General features: G+C 57.6%; 17 protein-coding genes and 1 pseudogene. 8 read left to right on the top strand and 10 right to left on the bottom strand.

All coding sequences use genetic code 11. The features are described 5' to 3' along the window. Positions 1-78: 78 nt before the first annotated feature. Both H6G62_RS08620 and H6G62_RS08615 read right to left on the bottom strand, forming a co-directional pair. Positions 79-747, bottom strand: a complete 669-nt coding sequence (locus H6G62_RS08620) for a HEAT repeat domain-containing protein (RefSeq protein ID WP_190494098.1) — start codon at positions 745-747, stop codon at positions 79-81. An 81-nt stretch (positions 748-828) separates the two neighbouring features. Further along, complete coding sequence (locus H6G62_RS08615) at positions 829-1,323, bottom strand: DUF393 domain-containing protein (protein WP_190494096.1); 495 nt, start codon at positions 1,321-1,323, stop codon at positions 829-831. 59 nt (positions 1,324-1,382) lie between these two features. Between H6G62_RS08615 and tadA the strand changes: the two genes are divergently transcribed. Beyond that, a complete protein-coding gene (gene tadA, locus H6G62_RS08610) occupies positions 1,383-1,898 on the top strand; it encodes a tRNA adenosine(34) deaminase TadA (RefSeq protein WP_190494094.1) in 516 nt (171 codons plus the stop codon). A 55-nt stretch (positions 1,899-1,953) separates the two neighbouring features. On the opposite strand, the gene H6G62_RS08605 is transcribed toward tadA, so the two are convergent. Together H6G62_RS08605 and H6G62_RS08600 are read right to left on the bottom strand one after the other, a co-directional pair. Next, positions 1,954-3,399, bottom strand: coding sequence for a hypothetical protein (locus H6G62_RS08605; protein WP_190494092.1), 1,446 nt, complete (start codon positions 3,397-3,399; stop codon positions 1,954-1,956). 12 nt (positions 3,400-3,411) lie between these two features. Further along, on the bottom strand, positions 3,412-4,260 hold the full coding sequence (locus tag H6G62_RS08600) for a hypothetical protein (RefSeq protein WP_190494090.1): 849 nt from the start codon (positions 4,258-4,260) through the stop codon (positions 3,412-3,414). Between the two features lie 401 nt (positions 4,261-4,661). Between H6G62_RS08600 and H6G62_RS08595 the strand changes: the two genes are divergently transcribed. Then, the gene (locus tag H6G62_RS08595) at positions 4,662-5,411 is read left to right on the top strand and encodes a 1-acyl-sn-glycerol-3-phosphate acyltransferase (RefSeq protein WP_190494088.1); all 750 of its coding nucleotides are present in this window, start codon (positions 4,662-4,664) and stop codon (positions 5,409-5,411) included. A gap of 61 nt (positions 5,412-5,472) precedes the next feature. Here H6G62_RS08595 and H6G62_RS08590 read toward each other — a convergent pair whose 3' ends face one another. Next, the gene (locus tag H6G62_RS08590) at positions 5,473-7,788 is read right to left on the bottom strand and encodes a hypothetical protein (protein ID WP_190494086.1); all 2,316 of its coding nucleotides are present in this window, start codon (positions 7,786-7,788) and stop codon (positions 5,473-5,475) included. Positions 7,789-7,891: 103 nt separating this feature from the next. On the opposite strand from H6G62_RS08590, the gene H6G62_RS08585 reads away from it, so the two are divergent. Then, positions 7,892-8,101 carry a Nif11-like leader peptide family natural product precursor gene (locus tag H6G62_RS08585; RefSeq protein ID WP_190494084.1) on the top strand — a complete coding sequence of 70 codons (210 nt, stop codon included), beginning with the start codon at positions 7,892-7,894 and terminating at the stop codon, positions 8,099-8,101. Positions 8,102-8,563: 462 nt separating this feature from the next. Here the strand turns inward: H6G62_RS08585 and H6G62_RS08580 are convergent, their stop codons facing one another. Continuing rightward, complete coding sequence (locus tag H6G62_RS08580) at positions 8,564-12,805, bottom strand: PAS domain-containing protein (protein WP_190494082.1); 4,242 nt, start codon at positions 12,803-12,805, stop codon at positions 8,564-8,566. A gap of 488 nt (positions 12,806-13,293) precedes the next feature. On the opposite strand from H6G62_RS08580, the gene H6G62_RS08575 reads away from it, so the two are divergent. Further along, on the top strand, positions 13,294-14,040 hold the full coding sequence (locus H6G62_RS08575) for a hypothetical protein (RefSeq protein ID WP_190494080.1): 747 nt from the start codon (positions 13,294-13,296) through the stop codon (positions 14,038-14,040). A 63-nt stretch (positions 14,041-14,103) separates the two neighbouring features. Beyond that, positions 14,104-14,841 carry a DUF305 domain-containing protein gene (locus H6G62_RS08570; RefSeq protein WP_347239316.1) on the top strand — a complete coding sequence of 246 codons (738 nt, stop codon included), beginning with the start codon at positions 14,104-14,106 and terminating at the stop codon, positions 14,839-14,841. A 178-nt stretch (positions 14,842-15,019) separates the two neighbouring features. On the opposite strand, the gene H6G62_RS08565 is transcribed toward H6G62_RS08570, so the two are convergent. Next, on the bottom strand, positions 15,020-15,427 hold the full coding sequence (locus tag H6G62_RS08565; protein WP_190494078.1) for a response regulator: 408 nt from the start codon (positions 15,425-15,427) through the stop codon (positions 15,020-15,022). Positions 15,428-15,785: 358 nt separating this feature from the next. On the opposite strand from H6G62_RS08565, the gene gyrA reads away from it, so the two are divergent. Further along, a complete protein-coding gene (gyrA, locus tag H6G62_RS08560; RefSeq protein WP_190494076.1) occupies positions 15,786-18,317 on the top strand; it encodes a DNA gyrase subunit A in 2,532 nt (843 codons plus the stop codon). A gap of 514 nt (positions 18,318-18,831) precedes the next feature. On the opposite strand, the gene H6G62_RS08555 is transcribed toward gyrA, so the two are convergent. Both H6G62_RS08555 and H6G62_RS08550 read right to left on the bottom strand, forming a co-directional pair. Next, complete coding sequence (locus tag H6G62_RS08555; RefSeq protein ID WP_190494074.1) at positions 18,832-19,965, bottom strand: geranylgeranyl reductase family protein; 1,134 nt, start codon at positions 19,963-19,965, stop codon at positions 18,832-18,834. 65 nt (positions 19,966-20,030) lie between these two features. Next, the gene (locus tag H6G62_RS08550; RefSeq protein ID WP_347239315.1) at positions 20,031-21,047 is read right to left on the bottom strand and encodes a homogentisate phytyltransferase; all 1,017 of its coding nucleotides are present in this window, start codon (positions 21,045-21,047) and stop codon (positions 20,031-20,033) included. Between the two features lie 155 nt (positions 21,048-21,202). Between H6G62_RS08550 and H6G62_RS08545 the strand changes: the two genes are divergently transcribed. After that, complete coding sequence (locus H6G62_RS08545; RefSeq protein WP_190494073.1) at positions 21,203-22,606, top strand: TldD/PmbA family protein; 1,404 nt, start codon at positions 21,203-21,205, stop codon at positions 22,604-22,606. Between the two features lie 292 nt (positions 22,607-22,898). Beyond that, positions 22,899-24,185 carry a hypothetical protein gene (locus tag H6G62_RS08540; RefSeq protein WP_242051895.1) on the top strand — a complete coding sequence of 429 codons (1,287 nt, stop codon included), beginning with the start codon at positions 22,899-22,901 and terminating at the stop codon, positions 24,183-24,185. A 17-nt stretch (positions 24,186-24,202) separates the two neighbouring features. Here H6G62_RS08540 and H6G62_RS08535 read toward each other — a convergent pair. Beyond that, a pseudogene (locus H6G62_RS08535) lies at positions 24,203-24,692 on the bottom strand (IS4 family transposase); the annotation flags it as partial.

Genomic DNA, 24,692 nt, shown 5'->3' with positions numbered 1-24,692 from the left:
TTAGGTAGTGCTATTTTCCTACGGAAGGGGATCGCCTAACCATGCGCCCTGCCCCTGTAGCCCACGCCGTTGGCCAGGTTAAGCGTGTTGCAAGCGGGTCAAGGAAATGCGGGCGGCTTCGGAAACCTGAAAATGGGCGTCTTTTTCCAGATAGCGCAGGGCGGCTTCAGTTTTGGGGCTGGGCAAGTGGCCGAGGGCTTCAGCCAGTCGTTGGCGCACCAGCCAGTCGTCGGACTGGGCAAATTTGAGGATTTCATCGACAGCTTCCACGTCGCCAATTTCGCCCACGGCGGCAATGGCGGCTTGCTGCATCACCACCTGATCGCTCTGGAGCGCCTGCATCAAGACATCGTGGGCACGGGGGTCTTTCAAATTGCCCAGGGACACGGCGGCGCTAAACCGTACCAGCCAATCCGTATCCTCATAGAAGGCCCGCACTAGGGTTTCAAAGGCACGGGGGTCTTCCAAATAGCCTAGGGCTCCGGCGGCGTCGGCCCGAATGCCATAGTCGGGGTCGGAGGTGAGCAGGTGGATCAAACTCTCAAAGGCTTGCTCGTCGGGTTTGAGGCCAAGGGCAAACACCGCCATGGATCGAATTTGCATATTGTCGTCGTTCAACACCTGCCGAATCAGCGGAGCCGCCTGAGCCGCCGGAACATCCCGCAACGAGGCCAAGGCAATCATCCGGTCTTTAGAATCTTGGCTTTGCAGCTTGGCGGCGATTTGGTCTAAATCCACGGATGCCATAGGAATCTCAGAAAAGTTACATCTGTTTACATTATAGATGACCTACTTTCGTCCATTGGCTGTGGCCCCCCAGCGGGTGACTCAACCAGAGTGTCCCTCATCGATTCGGCAACGATCCCCGCAGCCCAACGCTTGACGAACTTCCCGTTCCGCCAGCAGGGTCTCTAGGCTGGGGCGTCCAGTGATGGCCAGCCGCCACTGTGACCATACCCCATAGACCCAATCCACCAACGGCCCGATGATGGGCCAACCTGTGGGAGCATAGATCCAGCCTGCCCCAAGTACTTGGTAGACCTGGCGAAAAACCTCTACGTTCTTAATCACGGTGCCATCGGCCAGCACGGCATGGATGCGCCCCATGGCCGTTGCGTAATCCACTCCGCCATTATCGGCGGCAGAGTAGGTGTCTTCGGCAATGTCGGTAAACTTGACCAGCCCTCGGCCCCTGTCTTTTTGCTTCAGTGCATTGACTTCCCATACACACAGAGGACATTCGCCATCGTAGAGAAGGTTAATTCTCCAGGTGGGGGCGGTGGGCTGGGAAACGGGGGTGGAGTCAAGACGGGGGGAGGTCATCGTCAATCGACAAACTTAAAGAAACGCCATCCCTACAGCTTAACGAAGCTTTACACCAGATGTACCCTGATCCATCGCCCCTATCCGACCCGTCCTATGTGCGCCATCACCACTGGATGCAGCAGGCTCTAGCCCAGGCCGACATAGCCGCCCAGGCTGGAGATGTGCCCGTGGGAGCGGTGGTGGTTGGCCCCGATAACCAGCTTCTCGCCGCCGCCTGCAACCGTCGAGAGCAAGATCGCGACCCCACCGCCCATGCGGAAATCTTGGCCCTGCGGCAGGCGAGTCAACGGTTGGGTAACTGGCACCTCAATCAATGCACCCTCTACGTCACCCTAGAACCTTGTCCGATGTGTGCCGGGGCGATTATCCTCAGCCGCCTGGGGCTCCTGGTTTATGGGGCCGATGACCCCAAGGCCGGAGCGGTGCGTTCCCAGATCAATCTACCCGATGGCCCCTGCTCGAACCATAAGCTACCCGTCCTCGCCGGAATTTTGGCGGAACCCTGCCAACAGCACCTCCAGCAGTGGTTTGCCCAGCGTCGCCAAAACACCATCGGCTCATCGAGTGAGTAAACAGTGCTCTGGTGGTTTGCTTTGGAGTGCCCCAAAGGCTTAATTAGTAGGAAAGCTAGGCCAGAATGAAGGCATCCAGTTCATCCAGGTCGTGAATAATTTGCTCCTCGGGCACCTCAAAGGCTCTGGCCAAATCGATACTGGCTTCCAGCCTAAGCGCCATATTTTTAGAGGTGTCAAAGGCCGCATCCATCAGATCGCTTAATTTGCCAACCTTGGCCAAGATTTCAGCAACCAACGTGCGATAGGTGTGATCAATTCGAGCCATCCAGCGTTGATAGTCGCCTTCCAGCCATTTTTCTAGCTCCTTCGCCTTGCCCGTTAGATACTTCTTCCCATAACCAACTACCATACGGCTGGCAATGGTGCCAATTATAGCCCCCATGATCGGGATGGGAATAAGCGCCTGCCCAAGGGCGGCACCAGCGGCGACCATGGCAGACTCAGCACAGGCAATTTGACCCAGGGAAAGGAACTCATCGAAGCCGATTTCTCCCGTAGTATACCGCTGAGCAAGACTGGCTACAGAATAGCCAGCACTGACCACTGCCCCAGCAAGAGGTGCTGACAGATTAGCAAAATTTGTCAGCGCGTAGATTGCAGACCCCGATACGGCTCCTGTCGATCCGCCTTGGGCCGCAGAAACGCCAATATCCTGCCAGTCGTCAGCAGTAAAATCTCCCTTGAACGGGTTTTTCTTCTCTTTTGTAACTTTCTCAACTAGCTTGAATGTTACCTTAAGAATCGCCCCAATTGCTGCCCCCTTGAGTGCTACTTGGGCCATCTCGTTGAGGCTGGCTTGATGATCTAACTCAATCACCTTTTGCTGCTCAGTATCACGGTTGCGGATGTCGTTTTCATGGTGATCTAGGGTTTTATGGATCTCTCCCTGCTGCACTTCATCATAGGACGATACACCGGGCTGAATAACAGTATTAAAGGATTTTCCAGTCGTTTGCTCAATTTCATGAACACGATCTTGAATAGCGCGAACAGTTCTTGGAGCGAGACCATCGACCGATTCACCATTCAGAACCTTTTGAATCACCTCATATTGATCCTTGGGAATGTGATAGTAGGAGCCATCTCGCCCAAAGTTTTCATACTTATCCATGTGCTCTAGAACATGATCTAAGCCGTTTGTAACCCCGTTGATAAATTTAGATTGAACCTGGACGCCATCTATTGAATAGTCCGCTGGATCAATGCGACTGATTCCCTCAAACGTGGCAATAGGGGGCCGCTGATTGATCAAATCTCTAGCGTTCCGAATTCCTACTTCTACCTGCTCAGCAATCTCGCCATGTTTGGTGGACGGATTTCCCAAGATATGTTCCGGGCTACCGACGAACTCTCGAACGGTTTGGATTTGCTCCAGGGCATCGACAAGGGCTTTACCCTGGGTACCTAAAGCTGTCTGAAGCTCATCAAGTCGTTGTTGATTCGTGGCCGCAACAACACTACCAATAATCTGGGTCGTCTGATGGTGATTCTCTTTCATTTTTGCCAGATCCTAAGCAATTGTTTGATTCAAGAGCTTGCCAAGCGACTGAATATGATTGTTCAATGCGGCTAAGGCTTGTTTTTGGTCAGTAGAAAACTGGCGATAATCAGCGGGGGCACCATCCTCTAGCAGCGCTAACTGTGCTAACACTCCGTCAGCATGTTTTTCTGTGAGATTCTTCAGGCTATCGACTTCTACTTTCGCTACTCTCAGCTTACCGATTTCTAGTTCCAATTCATGGGTATATTGAGTTGCCTGTCGGGCCGCTTTTTCATTTTGGCCATTGGCCCACAGGGCACCCCCGGCCACAGCGATACCGCCAATTGTCCAGCCCACTGGCCCCGCCAAAGCAAGTAGCGCCTGACCACCCACCATGCCACTACCGCCTGCTGCCAGCGCACCGCCCCCTAACCAAGCCAGTGCTGCATTGGTCGCCGCTGCCCCAGAGAGTGCAGAGATCGCTGTTCCGGTGGAGGCCGTACCAAAGGTGGTAGCAATGACCATGGCCGCAGATGGGCCGAGGGCCGCTACCCCAGCTCCAGCGACTACCCCAGCCCCAACGGTGGACTGACGCACCGCCGCTTGTTGCTTGGCTTCAACCTCGATTTGATGGCTCAGGTTTGTAAATTCTTGGTAGCTCACCTTGAATGCCGTAACCGACTTGTCAAATTCTCTGGGAGAGTTCGCGAGGGTATTGATGTAGTCCTCACAGGCTTGAATTACCGATTCAGCCGTGGATTGGCGCAACTCAAACAGCGCTTGAGCCTGTTTCATCACGTCACCGACCAAGGCTTCGTACTGTTTCTGAGCAACTTGCAGACGTTGAATGGCTTGCTTCTTGGCGTTGTGATTCAGCATGGGGTTTGTCTCAGGGAGAGGGACTGCGGTCTAAGGAAACATCCACCCAAACAGGCTCAACAGACCAGCCAGTAGCTCGTTAGCATCAACGGGTAGAAGCTCTTCCTCCAAGAGTTCCCAGACGTTTCATGAAACAATCTCAGCAAAAATACGGAATTATCCTAAATCCGTCTTGTGTGCCCTCGGTTCAAGCGGGCGAGGAAACTTTGCCCCTAGGGTTTGACGGATGGGGAAACGGAGTTGTCTAATGCGGGTTGGGTGTAGGTGTCACTCTCGGTATGCGCCCCCCAAACTGTCCTGGTTTCACGGTTCTTCTCAATGCTGAGGGGTTAGGGTAGAGCTACGAGGTCTATCTTCCAATCTCCTCCCCTTCACCCATGGCTTTCTCGGTGCTCCGCCCTATGTCGTCTTCGGAATTGTCTGCATCCAGTTCGCGTGAATCCAGTTCGCGGCCCGCTGTTCCTGCGCCCCAGTCCCGCTGTTCGCCCTGGTTGACCCCCATCGTCTACTGGCTGGGGCAGTATCTCGTGCTGCCCAGTTACTTTGGCCCCATCGCGATTACAGGACAGGAGAAACTCCCCACCCACGGCCCAGTCATTTTGGCCCCCACCCATCGCGCCCGCTGGGATTCCATTGTGTTGCCCCTGGCGGCGGGGCGTCCCGGCACAGGGCGAGATCTGCGCTACATGGTCACCGATGACGAAGTGAAGGGGCTTCAGGGCTGGTTTATCCGACGTTTGGGGGGCTTTCCGGTGAATGTGCGCCGCCCCACGGTGGCCAGTCTGCGCCACGGCATCGAGTTGTTACTCAACCAAGAAATGCTGGTGATCTATCCCGAAGGAGGCATTCGCCGCGAGGATCGCATTCATCCCCTCAAGCCCGGTTTGGCTCGCCTTGCGGTACAAGCCGAAGCCGCCCAAGCCGACCTCAATGTTCAAATTCTGCCCGTGGATATCCACTATGGCGATCCCTATCCCCCCTGGCGCTGTCCGGTGCAGATCCACATCGGCGATCCGCTGGCCGTGAGGGACTACCTCCAGGGCCGCACCGCCCCCGAAGCCCTGAAAACCGAAGCCCAACAGATCACAGCCGACCTACAAGCACGGCTGGAAGCCATGGTGGCCGACCGACCCCAGGCCAACCCCATCTAGGCATTGGAGACAGGGTAGGGGCAAGGTCTTCTCGCCCAGGTGTCGGGAGAGGGGCGGGTAGCTAGGGCACCGGGCTGAGGTGAACCTGGCGCAGGTAGGTTTGGCCCTCTTCGGTGAGCATGAGTTCGGCAAATTTGGGGCCAATGGGGGGCAGGCGATTATCGCGACGATAGACCACCGCTAGGGGGTAGGCCAGGGGATAGTCCGACTGGCTCAGAATCCTGGGATCTAGGGTGTAAACGCCCTTGGTGCGGCAGAGATCTACATCCGGGTGGATAGGCTGACCGGAGGCATTGCGGAGGGGCTGTACTGCCTGTCGTCGGGAGGAACCCAGGGCGAGGGGATAGACCGAACATTGGCCCCCAATGGAACTGAGGGGCGTGATACCAAGGCTGCCCACCCCAGCGGTTTCAAAATCGTTAATCATCCGGCGCAGCATGGGAAGGGGAGGTAGCCCCACAGGGGCCGCGCTGCTGGGGGTATTGGGGGCATCCTCAGGAAAAATGAACTGATCCAGGGCCGCTAGGGTGGTGGGGCTAGGGTTGACGTAGAGGGCCAGCGGTAGGTTGAGGCCGGACTGAATTTGGCCCCAGAATTGGGTTTTACCCTGGTAGAGATCCTGCACCTGGATGAGGGTAAGGGTGCCACCGAGTTGGTCGGGAAGCCCCTGGCTACGACCCTGGTAGCTAAAGGCCACCACCACCGCAAGGCCATCGTAGGCGATGGGTTGGGCGGCTAAGTCGGGCGGCAAGGGTTCAAAGATCGGCACCACGGCAAAGGCGGCTTGCCGGGTCTGCACCACCTCTAGGGCGGCGGCAATGGAAGGGGTGGGGCGATAGATGAGGTTTAGACCGGGCTGATCCTGGGCCAACTGCTCTGCCCAGGGCAGGGTGAGGCCATCCTGGGGTTGCCATTGCAGCAAGGTTTCCCACACATCCCCCGCCAGGGCCGTATAGACAAAATTGCCCTCCGGTACAGAGCCCACGGCCTCAAAGCAGCAGGTGGGGGGCGTCGCTTGGGCCTCTAGCGGTTTGGGCCTTAGCCCTTGCCACAGCAGATAGCCTGCCAGACCCACGCCCCCTAACCCCAGCAGGGTCACCAGGGCCGTTTTCCAGCGAGAACGACGACGACGATCGACCACGCTGGGCGGGGCCAACTGGCTGACCACGGGTTCCGGCGGCAGGTGTAGCAGGGCTTGGTAGGCAGCTTGGGCCTGGGGAAAGGGCGCTTCGATGCCCAGCAGTTGCCGGATGAAGGACTTCAGGGGCGGATGCACCGCTGGCCAGTGGGCCTCGCGTTTGGGGTTGAGGCGCTGGCCGTTGACCTCGTTAAGCCCCCCCGTCAGCAGTTGAAAGGCCACCTGCCCCAAGGCCCGCAAATCCTCCTGGGGGGTGGGGTGGGGAGCCTCAATCACCAGCGGGTCGATGGCGTCCTCCCAGAGGGCAAAATCCGTCAAATACACAAACTCTTCGCCGCCTTGCTCCACCCACAGCAGACTAGAAAGTTGGATATTGCCGTGGACAATCCCCGTTTGCAGCCGCCCCGGAGACAGGGCATAGCGCTGCTGGTGCAGCCCAGTCAAAGTTTGCAAGACCTGCCGCAACACCCGATGCACCTCTGCCCCCGTAAAGGGAGGCCGCACCGTCAGCAGATGGTTCAGATCCATGGCCTGATCCTCTACGGGGAGGATCAGGTAGGCTCTGGTCTCTCCCAGGGGGGCGAGGGCTTCGATGGGGGCAATCACCCGCAAATCTTGGCTGCGGCCATCGGCCAGGTTCACCCCCACCTGGTTCAAAAACATATCCCGTCGCTGCTGCTGATCTCGCGGGTTAAAGTAGCGCTCCGGTAGCAGGTATTCCCGCAAGGTCATCGGGGTTTCTGCCCCTAGCAGGGTGGCTTGGTAGCTACGGCCAATGCCCCGTTGGCCCACACAGGGCCCCACGCGATAGTGGCCCTGTTCCCCCTGCACCACTCTGCCGAGGGGTAGCGTGGTCATAAAGCCACAACGAGGGCACACGGTCGCCCTAGGGTCTGCCTCCACCGCCCGCTGAGCCAAGGCACAGTTGAGCGGTGCCCCCACCTCACAGCGATATTGGGGATAGTGAATGGGCCAGGGCACCACTCCCGGTGGGGACAGCAGCCCAGAATCTACAGGCTCCAGGATAGGAACCTCCTCCAGCAGTTCTGGGGGTAACACCTCCGGCTTAATCTGCTCTAACACGGGTTGCAGCCATGGCCACTGGGCCAGCCGCCGATAACGCGCCACCCGCAGCGGACCGGGATACCGCAGCAGGTAGCGGCGGAGAACATACTGTGTCAGCGAATGGTTCAGCACAATCCACCGAATCCCTAGGGCTTTTCCATCATAGACAGCCACCCAAGGGCCGCTCTCAGCCATTTATTAAAACTTTGTTCGATTTTTTCGGCTTCCTGTCCTGCTATTCCTATGATGCCTGCAAGGGTTTTCAGAGGAAATCACCATGTCCCAGGCTCACGTTGTCCGGCTTTTTCGCGATGCCCAAGCCAATCCTGCCCTCAAAGATCGTCTCAGTGTCTCCGCCACGCCAGAGGAATTTGTCCAACTCGCCCAGCAACATGGCTATGAATTTACCCTAGAAGAATGGCAGTCTTCCACCCGGTTCTCTGTGGAAGAACTGGACTGTGAACTCTCCGAAATTCCGGGCATTTAGTCTAGGGTTTCATCCTCGGTTGAGAGAGAGGATCTGGAGACGGGTTACCGTCTCTCTCCCAGGTTGGGCTACGGCTTATACACCTCTCGGCTCTATTGGTAACCCCTTGGAGGATCCCCCTAAATCCCCCTTATAAAGGGGGACTTTGAGTCTCAAAAAAGGCGGACTTTGAGTCCAGAATCCCCTTCCCTTCGAGTCCAGTTCCCCCCTTACTAAGCTGCTGTGTACACACATCTCGGCCCTCACCCCCTCAGTCCCCCTCTCCCAAAAACGGGTGAGGGGGAAGCCAGACAGGGCTTTCCGGCTCCCCTTCTCCCGCCCTGGGAGAAGGGGTTGGGGGATGAGGGCAAAGCCCTGACAGCAAGGGTTTCAAGACTTATGTGTACACAGTAGCCTTACTAAGGGAGCTAGGGGGGATCAGCAGATACCTCAAATGACCGCAGATCCCTTTTCAAACGCTCTCTACGAGGATGGTGGGGTTACAGGGGCCAGGGCGGCGGTGATCCGTTGGAAGAGTTGCTTGAGGCGGATGGGTTTACTGAGGTACTGATTGGCCCCGGCGGCGAGGCAGCGTTCCTCGTCGATGGGCATGGCGAGGGCGGTGAGGGCGATGATAGGCACCGTGGCCAGGGCCGGATTTTGGCGAATTTGGCGGATGGCTTCTAGGCCGTCGAGGTGGGGCATTTGAATGTCCATCAAAATGACATCGGGCTGGGCCGTTGCGGCCAGGGTGACTGACTCTAGACCGTTGCGAGCCACAATAATTCGGTAGCCCTTGGCCTCTAGGTAGGAGGTTGTGGTGCTGATGCTGGCTTCGTTGTCTTCGGCCAGCAGGATGAGGGGGGCCTCGGCGGGTTCGGTTGGGGGAGAGGCGGCAATGGAAGCGGTAGAATCCGCGCCGAGGGAGGACTCGCCGGGAATGGGAATGATCGGGATCTGCACGGTAAAGCAACTGCCATGGCCCACTTCGCTGGCAAGCGTGACCTCGCCGCCATGGGCATTCACAATGCGTTTGACTAGGGAGAGCCCCAGGCCCGTGCCTTCGTGTTGGCGATTGAGGGCGGCATTGACCTGCGTAAAGGGCTGAAACAGCTTTTGGGCATCTTCGGGGCTAATGCCAATGCCAGTATCGCTAACCGCCAGGGACAGCAGGCCTAGGGTGTCGCTGGGGGGCACCTGGGGGTGAATCCAGGTTCCGGCCTGGGTCGTCGCGTCTGGGGCTAGGGTGGTATAGCTGGCGGTGAGGGTAATCTGACCTCCTTCGGGGGTGAATTTGACGGCATTGGTGAGCAGGTTGATCAACACTTGACGGAGGCGACGGTCATCCCCGTAGAGGTCGGGCAGACCTTCAGGGATGTGGGTTTCGATCCGCTGACGTTTTTTGTGGGCCTGCTGCTTCACAAAGGTGACGCTAGCACTGCACAGCAGACTGACGTTGATGGCACTGAAGTCTAGCTCCATCTGACCCGCCTCAATTTTGGCGAGATCCAGAACGTCGTTAATCAGCGCGAGCAGGTGGTTGCCACTGCGCTCAATGGTGGCTAGGCTGTGCTGCTGGCGTTCATTCAGGGGGCCAAAGATTTCCTCTTGCAGCCCTTCGGTCATGCCCAGGATGGCGTTGAGGGGGGTGCGGAGTTCGTGGCTCATGTTGGCCAGAAATTCGTCCTTGAGGCGGGTGGCGCGTTCGAGTTCGGCATTGGTGCGGCGCAGGGCCACTTCGGTGGCTTTGCGCTCCGTAATGTCTTCGATTAACCCCTCAATGGCCAACAGGTGGTTCGCTTCATCCCAAACGGGGTGCTGCACGACATGGATGATGCGAACCTCCCCATCTGACCGGGTAAAGGCCATCTCAAATTCCTGGGAGGGCACCCTATCGGTGAGGAGCTTTTGAACTTCGGCCTGGGCTAGTTCTATGGTTTCGGGAAACCAGTTGACGGCGGTGGCCCAGGGTTTACCCAAAACGGCCTCTGGTGGCACACCAAAGATGGCCTGCAACCCACCACTGACGTAGGTCATCACCGTCCCCGTGTGGCTAAAGATGACAAATCGATCCCCAATGTCATCCACAAGGCGCTGAAACTTGGCTCGACTCTCCCGAATATCCTGCTCGGCCTGTTTGCGGTGGGTAATGTCTTGGTGAAGGCCCACCATACGCAGGGGCTGGCCCTGGCCATCGCAGTACAGTTTGGCCGTAGACAACACCCACCGTACCTCGCCATCGGGGCGACGAATGCGAAGCTCGGCATTGAAGGGGATGCTGGCCCGTAGGTCGGCCTCCAACTGCGCCTCAACCCAGTTTAGATCATCGGGATGAACGGCCCCCCGCCAGTCTTGGTAGGTAATAGGCCGTCCCAGGTCTTGCAAACCGTAGTCCTGATAAATTTGGTCATCCCACATCAGGTCGCTACCCAAATTCCATTCCCAAATGCCGTAGGATCCGGCTTTCAGGGCCAAGGTGAGGCGGCTACTCTGCTCCTTCAGTGCCAGTTCTGCCTGTTTGCGGACGGTAATATCTTGGTTAATACCAATCATGTGTACGGGCTGGCCCTGCTCGTCTCGCTGCACATAGGCCGAGGACTGAATCCACCGCAGTGCGCCATCGGTGCGATAAATCCGAAACTCCGTTCCCTCGTAGGGCGCACCCTGAAGGGCAGCTTGCAGCAAGGCTTCCACCGGATCAATATCCTCAGGGTGGACGAGGTTTCGCCAGGTTTGCCAGTCGGTAATCCGATCCGTCTCAGGCAGGCCATAGATACGGCAGAGGGAGGGATCCCAAAATAGGTCTTGGTCTAAATCCCACAGCCAAAAGCCAATATGCCCCGCCTGCAATGCCAAAGATAAACGGCTTGCCAAACACTGAAGTTCTGATTCAGCCTGTTTGCGCTCGGTAATGTCTTGGTTGATGCCCACCATCCGAGTAGGGTTGCCTTGGCTGTCGCGCTGCACTTGGGCCACGGCATAGATCCAGCGCAGTTCTCCGTCAGGACGCAGAATGCGAAACTCGATGTCATAGACCGCCTCGCCCCGCAAAGCTTTTTTCAGCAAGGCGTCAGCCCGGTCACGGTCGTCGGGGTGGAGGCTGTTGAGCCAGGTGAGGTAAATCGCCCGTTCCCTCGAATTTTGCAGGCCGTAGAGGACGTACATCTGGTCATCCCAGTTCACCTCGTTTACGCAGTCCCAATCCCAGGTGCCAATGGATCCAGCTTGTAAGGCCAACGATAGACGGTCGGTCAGGTCTTGTAGGGCCGCTTCCGCTGCTTTCCGCGCAGTAATATCTTGGGTAATGCTCACCATTCGCACGGGGTGTCCCTCTGCATCGTACTGGGTTTGGGCAAAGGCTTGCACCCACCGCAGGGTGGCATCCGGTCGGCAAATCCGAAACTCAGCGGCAATCACCTCTCGGCCTGTCTGGGCCTGGGATAATTGATCCTCGACCCGGTTAACATCGTCCGGATGCAGGCGATCATGCCAGTCTTGGTAGGTGACAGGTCGTCCTAGGTCTTGCAGGCCATACAGGTGATAGATCTGCTGATCCCAGACGGGAGGATTGACAAAATCCCACTCGCTAACGCCGTAGGAACCCAATTGCAGGGCCAAGGTCAAACGGTTAGCCAGGTCTTTCGCGGCGGCTTCGGCTTCGGCCCGTTCTAGGCGGGGGAAGATGCGGTTGGTCACTGCTTCAATCAGGGCAATTTCGTCCTCTCGCCACGTCCGGGGTATGGCATCGTTCACGGTCAACAGGTATTTCCAACGGCCCTCGCGATGGAAGGGCACAGCGACATAGGCCCGAATCTGGAGGGCGACATAGCGATCCCTAGCCACCCGAGGATCCTGCTGGGTGTCGTTGATAACAATCGGTTCTCTGGCCCGTGCCGCCTGCCGAAACGCCTCGGTGATGAAGTCTGATAGGCGATACCCCCCAACGGCATCGGGCTTATCGGCACTATGCCAGGTGTAGTTCACCGTGGCTTGGTCAGCGGCTTCGTCAATGTGGGCGAACACACAGAGGGTGGCCTGGAGATAATCGCCCACCTTGGCCCCGACGGTGCGCATGATTTCTTCGGCGGTGGACAGGCGGGAGAGATCGGTGGCCAAGTCCGCCAAAAAGTCCAAATTGCGCTCGGTGCGCTTGCGGGCGGTCACATCCTGAATCACCGCCAGCAGCCGATGGCCTGCGCTATCTTCCACACGGCTCAAAAATATCTCCAGCACCTTGTCCTGAAGCGGCAATTCGCGCTCAAACCGTATCGACTCCCCGGTTTCCAGAACGTGATCATAGCGGTCGTAGCAATCCTCTACCTCCCCTGGAAAATGGTCGCGGACGGACTGCCCACTGAGATCCGGAATGCCAAACATCGACCGCATGGCTGGGTTCATCGCCACATAGGCATAGTCGCGCAGACCATCGGGCCGCAGGGGCAACCGCTCAAAGAGGCAAACCCCTTCATCGATGGACTCGAATAGGGCACGATACAGCGTTTCGGCATCATCTAGGGAGATGGCCGTCGTTTTCTGGCTCACCTCAGCCTGATCCACCTGGGCCGAGAGCTGGGCGATCTGGTGTTGCTGTTGCTCAAGCTGCCGTTGCCACTGGGCCTGGGCCTGCTGCGCCGCCTCGCGCTCGGTCGCTAATTGTTGAGAGAGATGCCGAATCTGCTCCTGGGCCGCTGCCAGTTGCTCAGACAGGCTGGGTTCTGGAAACATGGGATGGGCCAGTGGTGTGTTCTGCTGCCATCAAAGCCGCCATAGAATACCGCTATAGAAAATGCCGTTATAAAGTTGTTATAAAAAATGTCGCTACAAAATGTTCGGGAACAACCTTTTACAGCCAGAGTAAGCCGCCGAGAAGAGTTTCCCTGACCATCAGGGCTTGTGGTCTGCCTCATCCCCTTGGCACTCGCGCATGGGGAAATTATAGCCACGATTCTGACCCAGCCGCGAACTTTCCCTCCGCGCCACAGGGTGGCCCTCCTAGGATTGCCAAACACCCCTAAATTTAGATTCCCTAAATTAGATCCTCAAACTGGATCAAGCGTCACAGAATATCCTCACCCTAGACGCCCCCATCTGTTAGATTAAGCGGAGTCTTTGGCGGCGGGAGATGCCTAACCCGCAGACCAGGGTGCCCCTGGAACCCTAGGGTGAGCCTAAAGGTCATGGCGATAGCAAACATTTCGAGAGGACGGTGAGGCATGGTGATCAGGGAACGGAGTGGCCGAACCATAGGCCAGGGCGGGCTAATGGCCTGGGTGGGGCTGGCGATGGCCCTAGGGATGGCCCTACCCGCTGAAGCACAACTCCAACGCTCCCCCACGCCTTCGACGGCTTCTTTGGGGACTGTCCAAGCTACCCCAGCGATGGCGATGGATGGACACAGTACCGATGGACACAGTACCGATGGACACGGGGAGGATGACCCTAGCGCCAATCCAGAACTGGATGATTGGAACCAGCCGCGCCCCAGTGCCCCTAGCCCGGTGGAATTGGTCACGGCGGCCCACGGCAATCACTTTACGGTGGGTTTTCCCCAGGGTTGGACGATCACCCACGCCGAGACCTCGCCCTTGCTGAAGGCCCAGTCTCCGGCAGAGCCCACCATCACCACCGAAATTTCCTGGTATACCGAGGCACCGGGGCAGGTGTTTGCCGCTCTGATGGCCGATATCCAGGCCGAGGGCCACACGGTCGCTCGCTACGACGCCATCACCATGGACGGCACCACGGCAATACGGCTATGGCTGACGGATTTACCAGAGTCGGAACCCACCCATGCCTTCCTGAGTGTGGTGGGCTATGGCAACGCCACCGCCCTTTTGGTCAGTCGCTACAATGCCCGCAGCCACGACCTAGATAACCTGCTCAGCCAAATCCATCAATCCTTCCGGCGCATGACACCTAGCGCGGTAGATCCCCAGCCAGCCCCAACCGACGACAGATAAGGCCCATTACCATACCCGCACACCATCCCGCACACCATACCCTCACTAGGAGCAGCATTCACCGTGACCCTTTGGCAGCGCAAACGATTTACCGTGGCGACCCTCATCCCCCTCAGCGTTCTGATCTATGCCTGTGGCAGCGGCATCCCCAGGGGTGAATCGTTATCCGAGTCCTCATCGGCGGTTCCCTGCGAAAGGGATGCTACCGGGGCTAAGGGGGAACTCTGCACCATGCCGCCCGCCGATAGCCACGGGGGCCACGGAACCGCTGCTGGGGCTGGCCACGGTGATCACGCCATGGATCTTGGCCCAGCGGATGCCACCTATGACCTCCGCTTCATCGACGCGATGGTGATTCACCACCAGGGAGCCGTGATCATGGCAGAAGCGGCCCTTGAACAGTCTCAGCGGCCCGAAATTCGCCAGCTTGCCGAGGCCATCATCGCTGCCCAGGCCCAGGAAATCGACCAAATGCAGCAGTGGCGCAAGGCGTGGTATCCCGATGCCAGCCCAGAGCCCGTGATGTATCACGCCGCGATGAAGCACGATATGGCGATGTCTGAGGAGATGGCGGCAGCGATGCGGATGGATATGGATTTGGGCGGAGCCGACGATGAATTTGACCTGCGCTTCCTTGACGCCATGATTCCCCACCACGAGGGAGCCTTAGTGATGGCCCAAGAAGCCCAATCCAAGAGCACTCGTCCCGAAATGCAAACCCTCGCCGAGGCGATTTTGACCTCTCAACAGGCGGAAATTGACCAAATGCAGCAGTGGCGCAAGGATTGGTACGACCAATAGCGGGTTGGCTGACAAACAATTCTGCACCGGGCGCGGAAGCCGTGCCCCTACCGTCAAAGGGCCATGTAGGGGTCAGGTCTCCTGACCCTTGGGCGGATCTGGGTTCTGGCAAGTTTTGTCAGCCAACCAGAGTTAACAGGTGACTTGCGTAAAGGATGGCTGTATAGTACAAATGCATTTAGCTATCCAAGGGTTCGCCCATGGCAGCTTTGATTTGATCCACAAACTGCTGATGGTCAATCACGGGTTTGGAGATGTAGTCATCGGCTCCGCTTTGGCTGAGGAAATTTTCGCGGTCGCCCTCCATGGCGTGGGCCGTGACGAGAATAATCGGCAAATGGGCGGTTTGAGGGTCGGCCTTCAGCAGTTGGGTGATTTTGATGCCGTCCATCGGTTTGCCCTGGTACAGACTGTGGGCCAAGGACACATCCATCAAAATGACGCTGATTTCGCCACTGCGGGCCAGCGTCACCACCTCTTCCACATCTTCGGTGTGTTTAACGGTTAAACCGCCGCGTTTGGTCAAAATCTTGGAGAATACCCGTGCATTAACGACATCATCTTCAACAATTAGGACGGTTTTCATGGTGCTGATTTACCCGTATCACCGAATTACTATGCCACAGAACCCCAAGGCTGCCCCCAAGGTGGCCGAGGCGATGGACTGGGGCTGGCTTGATCGCCTTTGACGCAAGGCAGACAGAAGGCAACCATCCCGTCAAAAAGCGGTCAGACCATCGAGCACCCCTGCCGAAAAGCTTGCCATGCCGCTACCCTTGCCATTAAGTTACAGCATTGTTAACCCTAAATTGGGTTAACCCCCAAACCAACCCATCTCCATCCTAGCCGAGTCTAGGGAGAGGTTGAGTTTCCCAGAGATCTGCCCATTGGGTCTACGGCTTCTTTAAAGTTTCACCTAATTTTCCATCCAGGAACCCCCACCCATGTCCGACCAACTGAACCTACTGGCTTCGGGGCAAATTGTGCCCACCTCGCTCCACACCGAGGTGCAACGGTCGTACCTGGAATACGCCATGAGCGTGATTGTAGGGCGGGCCTTGCCGGATGTGCGGGATGGCCTCAAACCCGTGCATCGCCGCATTCTCTACGCCATGCACGAGCTGGGATTAACCCCCGACCGACCCTACCGCAAGTGCGCCCGTGTGGTGGGAGATGTGCTGGGCAAATACCATCCCCACGGCGATCAGGCGGTCTACGATGCCCTGGTGCGGATGGTGCAGACCTTCTCTAGCCGCTACCCCCTGCTGGATGGCCACGGCAACTTTGGATCGGTGGATAACGACCCCCCGGCGGCGATGCGCTACACCGAAACCCGCCTCTCCCCCGTTAGCCATGGGGCCATGTTAGGAGACATCAGCGAAGCCCTGGTGGACTTCATCGACAACTTCGATAGCTCCCAGCAGGAGCCGGTGGTGCTGCCTGCCCAGTTGCCCAACCTCTTGCTAAACGGCTGTTCTGGCATTGCCGTGGGTATGGCGACGAACATTCCGCCCCACAACCTGGGGGAGGTGGTGGACGGGCTGATTGCCATGATTGATCGGCCCCAGATGACCGATGAGGAACTGTTTCGCCTCATCCCTGGCCCCGACTTCCCCACCGGAGGGGAAATCATCGGCACCGAGGGCATTCTCGATGCCTACCGCACCGGACGGGGCAGCATTCCCATTCGCGGCATCTGCCAGTTTGAGGAAATCCGCCCTGGCAAGGGTCGCCAGCGCCGCAACGCCATTGTGGTAACGGAACTGCCCTACCAGGTGAACAAGGCCGGATGGATTGAGAAAATTGCCCAACTTGTCAACGCAGGCAAACTGGAGGGCATCGCCGATATCCGGGACGAAAGCGACCGCGACGGAATGCGGGTGGTGATCGAACTGAAGCGCGATTCCCCCGCCCAAAAGGTGCTGCAAGACCTCTACCGAATGACGCCGCTGCAAAGCAACTTCGGCGTGATTATGCTGGCCCTAGACAATGGCCAACCCCGTCAAATGCCCCTGCGCGAGGTGATGCAGGCGTTTTTAGACTTCCGGGAAACCACCCTCACCCGCCACTACCAGCACCAGCTCGAAAAAACTGAAGCCAAGCGCCACATCACCGAAGGCCTACTCACCGCCCTAAACAACCTCGATGCCATCATCGATATCCTCCGCAACGCCCCCGACGGCACCACCGCCAAGCAGACCTTCCAGGAACGGTTCACCCTCAGCGAACGGCAGTCCGACGCTATTTTGGCCATGCCCCTACGCAAGCTCACCGGCATGGAACGCCAGGGTCTCGAAACCGAATTTGAAGAACTCACCCAGCGCCGGGACGAATTGCAGAACCTCCTAGCCGACCGCAAGGAACTGCTGAAAGCCCTGAAAAAAGAACTTCGATCCCTGCGTAAAAAGTTCAACGACCCCCGCCGCACCCGCATCCAAAGCGACGCCGAACGGGCCGAAGAAACCCAACAAGTCGAAGAAATTATCGCCGAGGTGGACGAAGAAGAGGCCGTAGTGGAATTCACCCAAAAGGGCTACGTGCGCCGCTACTCCCAGCGATCCTACCAACGGCGACAGGCAAGGCTAGACACCGACACCAACCCCAAACTGCACCCCACCGAAGACGACCCCATCGTCCAAGTGGAAGCCGCCCTCACCACCCAAGAAGTCCTCACCCTCACCCGCGATGGCCGCGCCTTCACGGTTGCCGTGGGGGAGATTCCGCCGCCGCCCCGCCAGGGTAAGGGCGTGCCCCTGGTCAACCTGCTGCCCGATTCCGTCCCCGCCGAGGCCGACGCCATTGTGGCCCAGTTCGTCCTGCGCGAAGACCTGATGGAACACGACCTCATCCTCGTCACCCAAAAGGGCAAAATCAAACGCGCCCCCCTAAAGGAATTCACCAACCTCACCGGACGCGGCCTCACCGCCATGAAGGTCAAAGACGACGACGAACTCGCCTACGTCAGCCTCGCTCAACTGGGGGATGACCTGGTGCTGGCCAGCTCCGGTGGTCGAGTGTTGCGCTTCCCCATCGACGACGAAAACCTGCCCCTGATGGGCCGCACCGCCCAAGGCCCCCAAGGAATGCGCCTGGGCAAATACGAGCGCCTGGTGGGCTGCGTCACGGTGCAATCTGGCTACGACGAGGTGCTGCTGATCTCGGCGGCGGGCTTCGGAAAACGCCTCCCCGTCGAAGACCTCCGCAGCACCAAACGCGGCGACCTCGGCAGTCTAGCCTTCCACTTCAGTCTCAAAACCGACAAGTTGCTGACCCTGCTGCCCGCCCCCGCCCACAGCACCCTCACCCTCTTCTCCAACACCGACCGCATCGCCATTCTCCCCACCGCCACCGTGCCCCGCCTAGGCCGCACCGGAGAATGCCCCCGATTGGTGAAGCCCAACAAGGAGGAAACCCTGGTTCGTGTTACGCAGGTGGTGCCCCTTGCCAATTCTGAAAATGCCCCTGAAGAGGAGTAGTGGTGGTGGCGTAAGCAATGGCTGGATGCTACCCCGCAGCTATGATATTGTTCAGCCGGAATAATGATGAATTTCTTAGGATATTATAGCGAATTTCACTCGATTGAAGTACATTGCGATGATCCCCCCTGCCCCCCTTATCAAGGGGGGTAAAGCGTGAGCCTTAGACCGCTAAGTTCTGGGGGGATCTAGAACTCAACAATGGTGTATCTCACTCTATCGGGAACCGCTATAGTTACAAAATAATCTTACTGACTTTGGATAGGAATGTTTTTATCGGCGGCTGGGTTCTTGCTTCTACACTTGATGAATCTTCCCCTGTTACTGAATGCTAAAAGGGAGAAGCATAGCTTGGATATTTCATGCCAAATCCGCATTGAAAAACCCGAATTTCCTAGGGTTGAATTGCGGCTCACCAAGGCGATCAGAGTATCGCCAGATTGGGTGATTGCCGCGAATACACCCTAGACTTCTGACTTTTGGGCACCGGGGCGATTAGGGCCCGGATTTGGTATTAAAAAGAAGGCTTTAGCAATCGCCCAATGGCACGGTGGACGGCATCGGCGTAGCGGATTTCTCCGGCGAATATTTTGGTCATGGTTAGGGTGCTGGAGGGGCGTTTTATGCCTAGGCGATAGGTTAAGGCTGGGGCTTGGTAAACCACTTGGGCAAGGCGTTTGGCCCAGCGCATGTCTTCCCCCCATTCACGATTCATCACTTCGCTGTAGCGGGGCAGGGCTTGGTCGTCTCCTTGGATGGCTTGGGAAATGGCCTCGGCGGCTTTGAGCCCGCTAAAGATGGAGGGACGAATGCCTTCAGCGGTGAAGGGATCGACCACACAGGCGGCTTCTCCGGCTAAGACAGCACGGTGGGTGTGCAGCGGTTGAGCCCCATCCCAGAGGAAGATGGGGTGGCCGAAGGGTTGCACGGTCTTGGCATCCACGGCAAACTCGGCGGCATAATCGTTGACGGGACGGCGTAGATCCTGTCGTCGCTGGTCGCCAGATCGACTCAGCACGGCCCCCCCAATCGAGTAGCCGTCCGCCTTGGGAAAGTTCCAGGTGTAGCCTTGCCGAATCACGCCTAGATCGGCATAAATGATGGGCTCATCAGGAACCGTTAGGCGGGGTTCAATTTCTAGGGCAGCGGCCAATCGATAGCGGCGTTGAGTAAATCCTAGCCATTTCGCCATCGACCCCTTGGCTCCATCAGCGGCAATCAAAAACTTTCCAGCCACGGGGCCTCGGCTGGTTTCTACTTGCCAGGTGTCGCCCTTAGCCTCAATGCCTTTAGCCTTGGTGGCGTCCCACAGGGTGGCTCCTTGCCGCTGGGCCTGCTGCACAATGAAATGGTCAAACTGGTCACGCCGCACCATCCATAGGGCCAGTTCCTCTGGCAACTCCACATCCACCGGATCCTGAAAGTTGAAGGTGTAGCGTCCCTTACGTACCTTGACAGAAATGACGGGGCTAAAGTCGAAGTCAAACCATTGGCCAATTTGGGGCGAGACACCCCCACCGCAGGGCTTATAGCGTGGCAGCGTGGCAACTTCTACCATCAGTACCCGGTGGCCAGATCGGCTGAGGTGGTAGGCGGCGGTGGATCCGGCGGGGCCAGCGCCGACGATGATGCAGTCGTAGAGGGTCATGGATTTAGGAGGCAGGGGTTAGGAAATAGAGGTTAGGAAACAGGAGGCCAGGAGCAGGAGTTAGGCTAGGCCAACCAGCAGGCGAGGGGAAATATGAGGTATTGCAGGAAGAAGAGCTTCCAAATGAACTGGTAGAAATTGGGGTAGGAGAGGGTGGCTCTGGGGCTGTTGGGGTAGAGGGGGGCCACGCGAAAGCTGGCAATCCACAGGGCGGCGAGGGCAACCAGGTGGGTAGACATCAGCAGGGGGCGATTGACCCCATGCAGCCAAGGGGCTACCAAGACGATGCCCACATAGCAGAGGGTGAGCATTCCCCTCGCCAGGTTAAACACCGGACGCTGGCCAAGGTTAACGGAGAAGGTGCGGATGCCGTAGCGACGGTCGCCTTCAATGTCGGGGATATCCTTAAACAGGGCAATGGCGATGCTAAACAGCAGAATAAATGCCGTCAAAGCCCACACGCGACCCGGAATGGTGAGGGGTTGCCCCAGGCGTTCGCTGAAGTGCAGAAACAGGCCCAGGTTCACCACGGCCCCTCGCACCGCCAAAATGCAAAAGGAGGCCCAAAAGGGAAACCGCTTCAGCCGCAGGGGCGGTAGGGAATAGGCGGTGCCAATGACCAAACTCAGGCCCACCGTGGCCAGCAGCCACGGCCCTCCCACCAGCGCCAAACCGAAGGAACCTAGCCCCGCCAGAGCCACAATCCAACGACCATCGGCCAAGGAAAATTCCCCAGAGGCCAGGGGCAGGTGGGGCTTGTTGATTTGGTCAATGGCCACGTCCTCAAGCTGGTTGAGGCCGACAATATAGAGGTTACCCAGCAGGCAAGCCACCAGGGCCACCCCAATACTGGGCATCAATCCTTCCCTTATCGGCAGGGCTGGGGAATCTAAGCCCGCCAGGACAATCGCGGCGAGGCCCAGAACGCTGAGGCTAGTCCCGATGACCGTGTGGGGTCGCCAGAACTTCCAGAGGGCATAGATCCAGCGCAGGGGGGTATGGCGAAATTGCAGGCGGGGTGGGGAGTCCTTCGGGGACGCAATCACAAAAAACACCTCGACAAAGGGCAGCAACAGAAACACAAACCGTTTCTAGCTTATCGGCTGTTGACGCCCCCGCCCTAGGGATGCTCGCCTCGAAGGATCGGCTAGGGGTGTCTGGCCGGGGCTAAGTTTTCTGCGGCAGAACCCGGATCGGCCAGTGCTACAGTAAGGCAAACCGTCTCGTTGCAATCGCCATGGCCTTCTCCATTGACGACGCCAAAACCCGTTTAGACGAACTCTGCGCTACATGGGGCAAGCGGGTGGATTACCTGGCCATTCGCCTAGAGCAATCCGAGGGCACCGACATTTTTCTGCGCGGCGGCACCATCGAAACCCTCAGCGAGGGCTTAGCCATTGGGGGCCATGTGCGGGCCTGCTACAAGGGCGGCTGGGGCTTTGCCAGCTTTAACGATTTAGCCGAACTCGCGGCCCAGGTGGAGGATGCGGTATCGGCGGCGCGGATGGTCGGCCAAGACGAAACCCTGCTAGCGCCTGTGGATCCGGTGCAAGTGGTGCAGCGCCTCCCCATGACGGGCACCGATCCTCGCCACATTCCCCTGGCCCGCAAAAAGGATCTCTGCCGCCACTACGCCGACCTGTTGCAGAGCATCGACGACCGCATTGCCACCACCTCCGTGCGCTACGGCGATATCACCCAGCGGGTGCTGCTGGTTACTTCCGAGGGAAGCCACATTGATCAGGCGTGGTCGGACATGGAAATGCGCTTTGCCGCCACCGCCCGCGATGGGGATCAGGTGCAAACCGGACGGGAAACCACCGGATCCCGCCGCGCCTACGAGGATTTAGAAGGGCTGGATCCCCAGGTGATGGCCTCCGCCCGCCGAGCCGTGGCTGCCCTGGATTTGCCCACCGTGCGGGGATCGACCTACGAAGTGGTGATTGACCCAATTTTGACCGGGCTATTTGTCCATGAAGCCTTTGGCCACCTTTCTGAGGCCGACATGGCCTACGAAAACCCTGACCTGCTAGAGGCCATGAGCATGGGCCGTCGGTTTGGCCCAGAGGCGCTGCAAATCTACGACGGCGCTGCCCCCCAAGGCCATCGCGGCAGCTATTTCTATGACGACGAAGGTACCCCCGCCACCACCACCCAACTGATCCAAGACGGCGTGCTGGTGGGGCGGCTGCATTCCCGCGAAACCGCTGGCAAGCTGGGCGAAACGCCCACCGGAAACGCCCGCTGCCTCAACTACCACTACTCCCCCCTGGTGCGGATGACCAACACCTGGATTGAACGCGGCACCACCCCCGTCAACGACCTGTTTGCCGACATCCAGGAAGGCGTCTATGCCCGCAACTGGCTGGAGGGGATGACCAACGGCGAAATGTTCACCTTCACCGCTGGAGAAGCCTGGATGATTCGCAACGGCGAACTGGCCGAACCCGTGCGGGATGTCACTCTGTCGGGCAACGTGTTTCGCACCCTGGCGGATATTGTGGCCATCGGCGATGACTTCTACTGGGACGAATCCGGCGGCTGCGGCAAGGGCGGGCAAAATGGCCTCCCCGTCGGCTGCGGTGGCCCTAGTCTGCGGATTAAAAACGTCGTCGTCGGTGGCGAGGCGGAGGATTGGTAAAACTGGCCTTTGTAGACCTTGGTAGGTTGGATGCAGCGAAAACCCCAACACGTACCGGGGATTTAGATCGGGCCGACCCCAACCTATTTGCCTGAATGAGGTATGCCTCAATCAGGTTACTCCTACCAACAAACGTCCTGCCCCCTTGCCTACGACCTATTTAACTAGCGCTACTTTCCAAATATCCCTTAAGAATGCCCTGAGATGACGATAGCCACGAGTAAACAGGGAATACTAAACCTGTCCCTGGCCGATGCCTATTTCGGGGCAGGTCGTTTCCTTGGCTATCGTTATGCACAATGTTCTTGTTTCCCCCAAAACTCGCAAGCCTCGTTCTGATGGCCTAGCTGACCGATGGCGCTACTGGTTTGATAATTTCATGGCGCGGGGCACAGTGGCCTTGGTGAGTGGCTTGGGCTTGGTGTCCTTGGCGTTTATTACGCTGATGGCCGCTGTAGTAACCGCCTCTGGGATGCGGCCTGCGGATGGGGAAAGCCTGAATTTGCCCGAATCCCTGTGGGGGGTGCTAATGCGTACCCTCGATTCGGGGACGGTGGGGGGTGATACGGGCTGGATCTTTCGGCTAACAATGCTGTTTGTCACCTTTGGCGGCATTTTTCTAGTCAGTACCTTGATCGGTTTGTTGAGTAGCGGCATTGATAGCAAGCTAGAGGATTTACGCAAGGGACGATCAAGGGTTTTAGAGACCGATCATATTGTCATTTTGGGATGGTCGTTACAAATTTTCACGCTAATTTCAGAACTAGCCTTGGCCAATGCCAATCGTCACGACACCTGCGTCGTGGTTCTCAGTGAAAACGATAAGGTTGAGATGGAATCGGCTCTGCAAGAAACCCTAGGAAAATTAGATCGCGTGCGGCTTGTTTGTCGGACGGGCAGACCTAGCAGCATGGCCGATCTGGGTATGGTGAGCATCCAAACAGCGCGTTCCATTGTGATTTTGAACTCCTCCCAGGGGCAGGACGACACCCACTTAATTACGACGCTGTTGGCGATTGCCAATATTCCCCGTTCCCACGATCAGCCCTACCATTTAGTGGCCCAGGTACAGTCTGAAAAGACCTTGGATGTTTTGAACTTGGTGGCCCAGGCCGATGTGGAACCGTTGTTGATTAACGATCTAATTTCTCGCATTGTGGTGCAAACCTGTCGGCAGTCGGGGCTGTCTACGGTTTATATTGATCTGCTGAACTTTAGCGGCGACGAAATTTACTTTCGCGAAGAACCTACCCTACAAGGCAAATCCTACGGGCAGGCTCTACTATCCTACAATCGCTCGTCGGTGATTGGTATTCAGACTAGTGATGGCTCCATCCAACTCAATCCAACCAGTGATAGGTTGTTGCAAGCTGGGGAACGGCTCATTGTCATTAGCGAAGATGACGATACGACATATCTCAACCAAGCCGATAAAGCTCCCATTGATGAACAGGCTATTACCTTAACAGAACCCGCTCCAGCCAGGGCTGAACAAACGCTAATTTTGGGATGGAATGATCGAGTTAACAGTATTATTCAACTGCTCGATCAGTATGTGCAACACTCCGGACAGATTTAGGAGGCTGTGATCCCAGTCTATGCGGCGATAACCCCGTAGTTCAGGAGGGTCTGGTAGTTGGGATGGGATTGAATCAAAGTTGGCTCCAGAGCAAACGTGGCTGTAAATAGGTCGAGAAGATGGGCATTCAGGGCCTGCCGTTTGAACGAGGCGATAGAGAAACTGAGCGGTTCAGCGGATTCACCCTTAGCTTGCGTGGATATCAGGGCGGCTTTGGCCAAATTAAGGGCCATCAGACTGGCGTTGACATGGGAATCGAGGGCTTCGGGAGAACGGGCTTGGCAATCCGCTAAGCCGGTGAATTGGCGAGCATCGCGGAAGATAAATTCGATTTGAAACCGCGCCGCGTAGCCTTGATAGATCACCAGGGGGTCACCGTCGATATCCGTGGAGAACAAGACGACATAGCTCCGTCGCCCGCCTTGCTCCTTGAGCAGATAGGCCAAGCGGATGGGGCGCTTGAGGCTGACTGACCAAACCACAGCGGTGTAGAGGGACACCCCCTCC

This window comes from Phormidium sp. FACHB-1136 (genome assembly GCF_014697375.1).
In the GTDB taxonomy this organism is placed as follows: domain Bacteria; phylum Cyanobacteriota; class Cyanobacteriia; order Phormidesmidales; family Phormidesmidaceae; genus Nodosilinea.
This window is presented reverse-complemented; position numbering and strand designations above follow the sequence as displayed.

What these genes read in the sequence shown, in the direction of transcription:
- H6G62_RS08620 (WP_190494098.1), bottom strand. Translation starts at nt 747, where the DNA reads ATGGCATCCGTGGATTTAGACCAAATCGCCGCCAAGCTGCAAAGCCAA.
- H6G62_RS08615 (WP_190494096.1), bottom strand. Translation starts at nt 1,323, where the DNA reads ATGACCTCCCCCCGTCTTGACTCCACCCCCGTTTCCCAGCCCACCGCC.
- tadA (WP_190494094.1), top strand. Translation starts at nt 1,383, where the DNA reads ATGTACCCTGATCCATCGCCCCTATCCGACCCGTCCTATGTGCGCCAT.
- H6G62_RS08605 (WP_190494092.1), bottom strand. Translation starts at nt 3,399, where the DNA reads ATGAAAGAGAATCACCATCAGACGACCCAGATTATTGGTAGTGTTGTT.
- H6G62_RS08600 (WP_190494090.1), bottom strand. Translation starts at nt 4,260, where the DNA reads ATGCTGAATCACAACGCCAAGAAGCAAGCCATTCAACGTCTGCAAGTT.
- H6G62_RS08595 (WP_190494088.1), top strand. Translation starts at nt 4,662, where the DNA reads ATGTCGTCTTCGGAATTGTCTGCATCCAGTTCGCGTGAATCCAGTTCG.
- H6G62_RS08585 (WP_190494084.1), top strand. Translation starts at nt 7,892, where the DNA reads ATGTCCCAGGCTCACGTTGTCCGGCTTTTTCGCGATGCCCAAGCCAAT.
- H6G62_RS08580 (WP_190494082.1), bottom strand. Translation starts at nt 12,805, where the DNA reads ATGTTTCCAGAACCCAGCCTGTCTGAGCAACTGGCAGCGGCCCAGGAG.
- H6G62_RS08575 (WP_190494080.1), top strand. Translation starts at nt 13,294, where the DNA reads ATGGTGATCAGGGAACGGAGTGGCCGAACCATAGGCCAGGGCGGGCTA.
- H6G62_RS08565 (WP_190494078.1), bottom strand. Translation starts at nt 15,427, where the DNA reads ATGAAAACCGTCCTAATTGTTGAAGATGATGTCGTTAATGCACGGGTA.
- gyrA (WP_190494076.1), top strand. Translation starts at nt 15,786, where the DNA reads ATGTCCGACCAACTGAACCTACTGGCTTCGGGGCAAATTGTGCCCACC.
- H6G62_RS08555 (WP_190494074.1), bottom strand. Translation starts at nt 19,965, where the DNA reads ATGACCCTCTACGACTGCATCATCGTCGGCGCTGGCCCCGCCGGATCC.
- H6G62_RS08545 (WP_190494073.1), top strand. Translation starts at nt 21,203, where the DNA reads ATGGCCTTCTCCATTGACGACGCCAAAACCCGTTTAGACGAACTCTGC.
- H6G62_RS08540 (WP_242051895.1), top strand. Translation starts at nt 22,899, where the DNA reads ATGCACAATGTTCTTGTTTCCCCCAAAACTCGCAAGCCTCGTTCTGAT.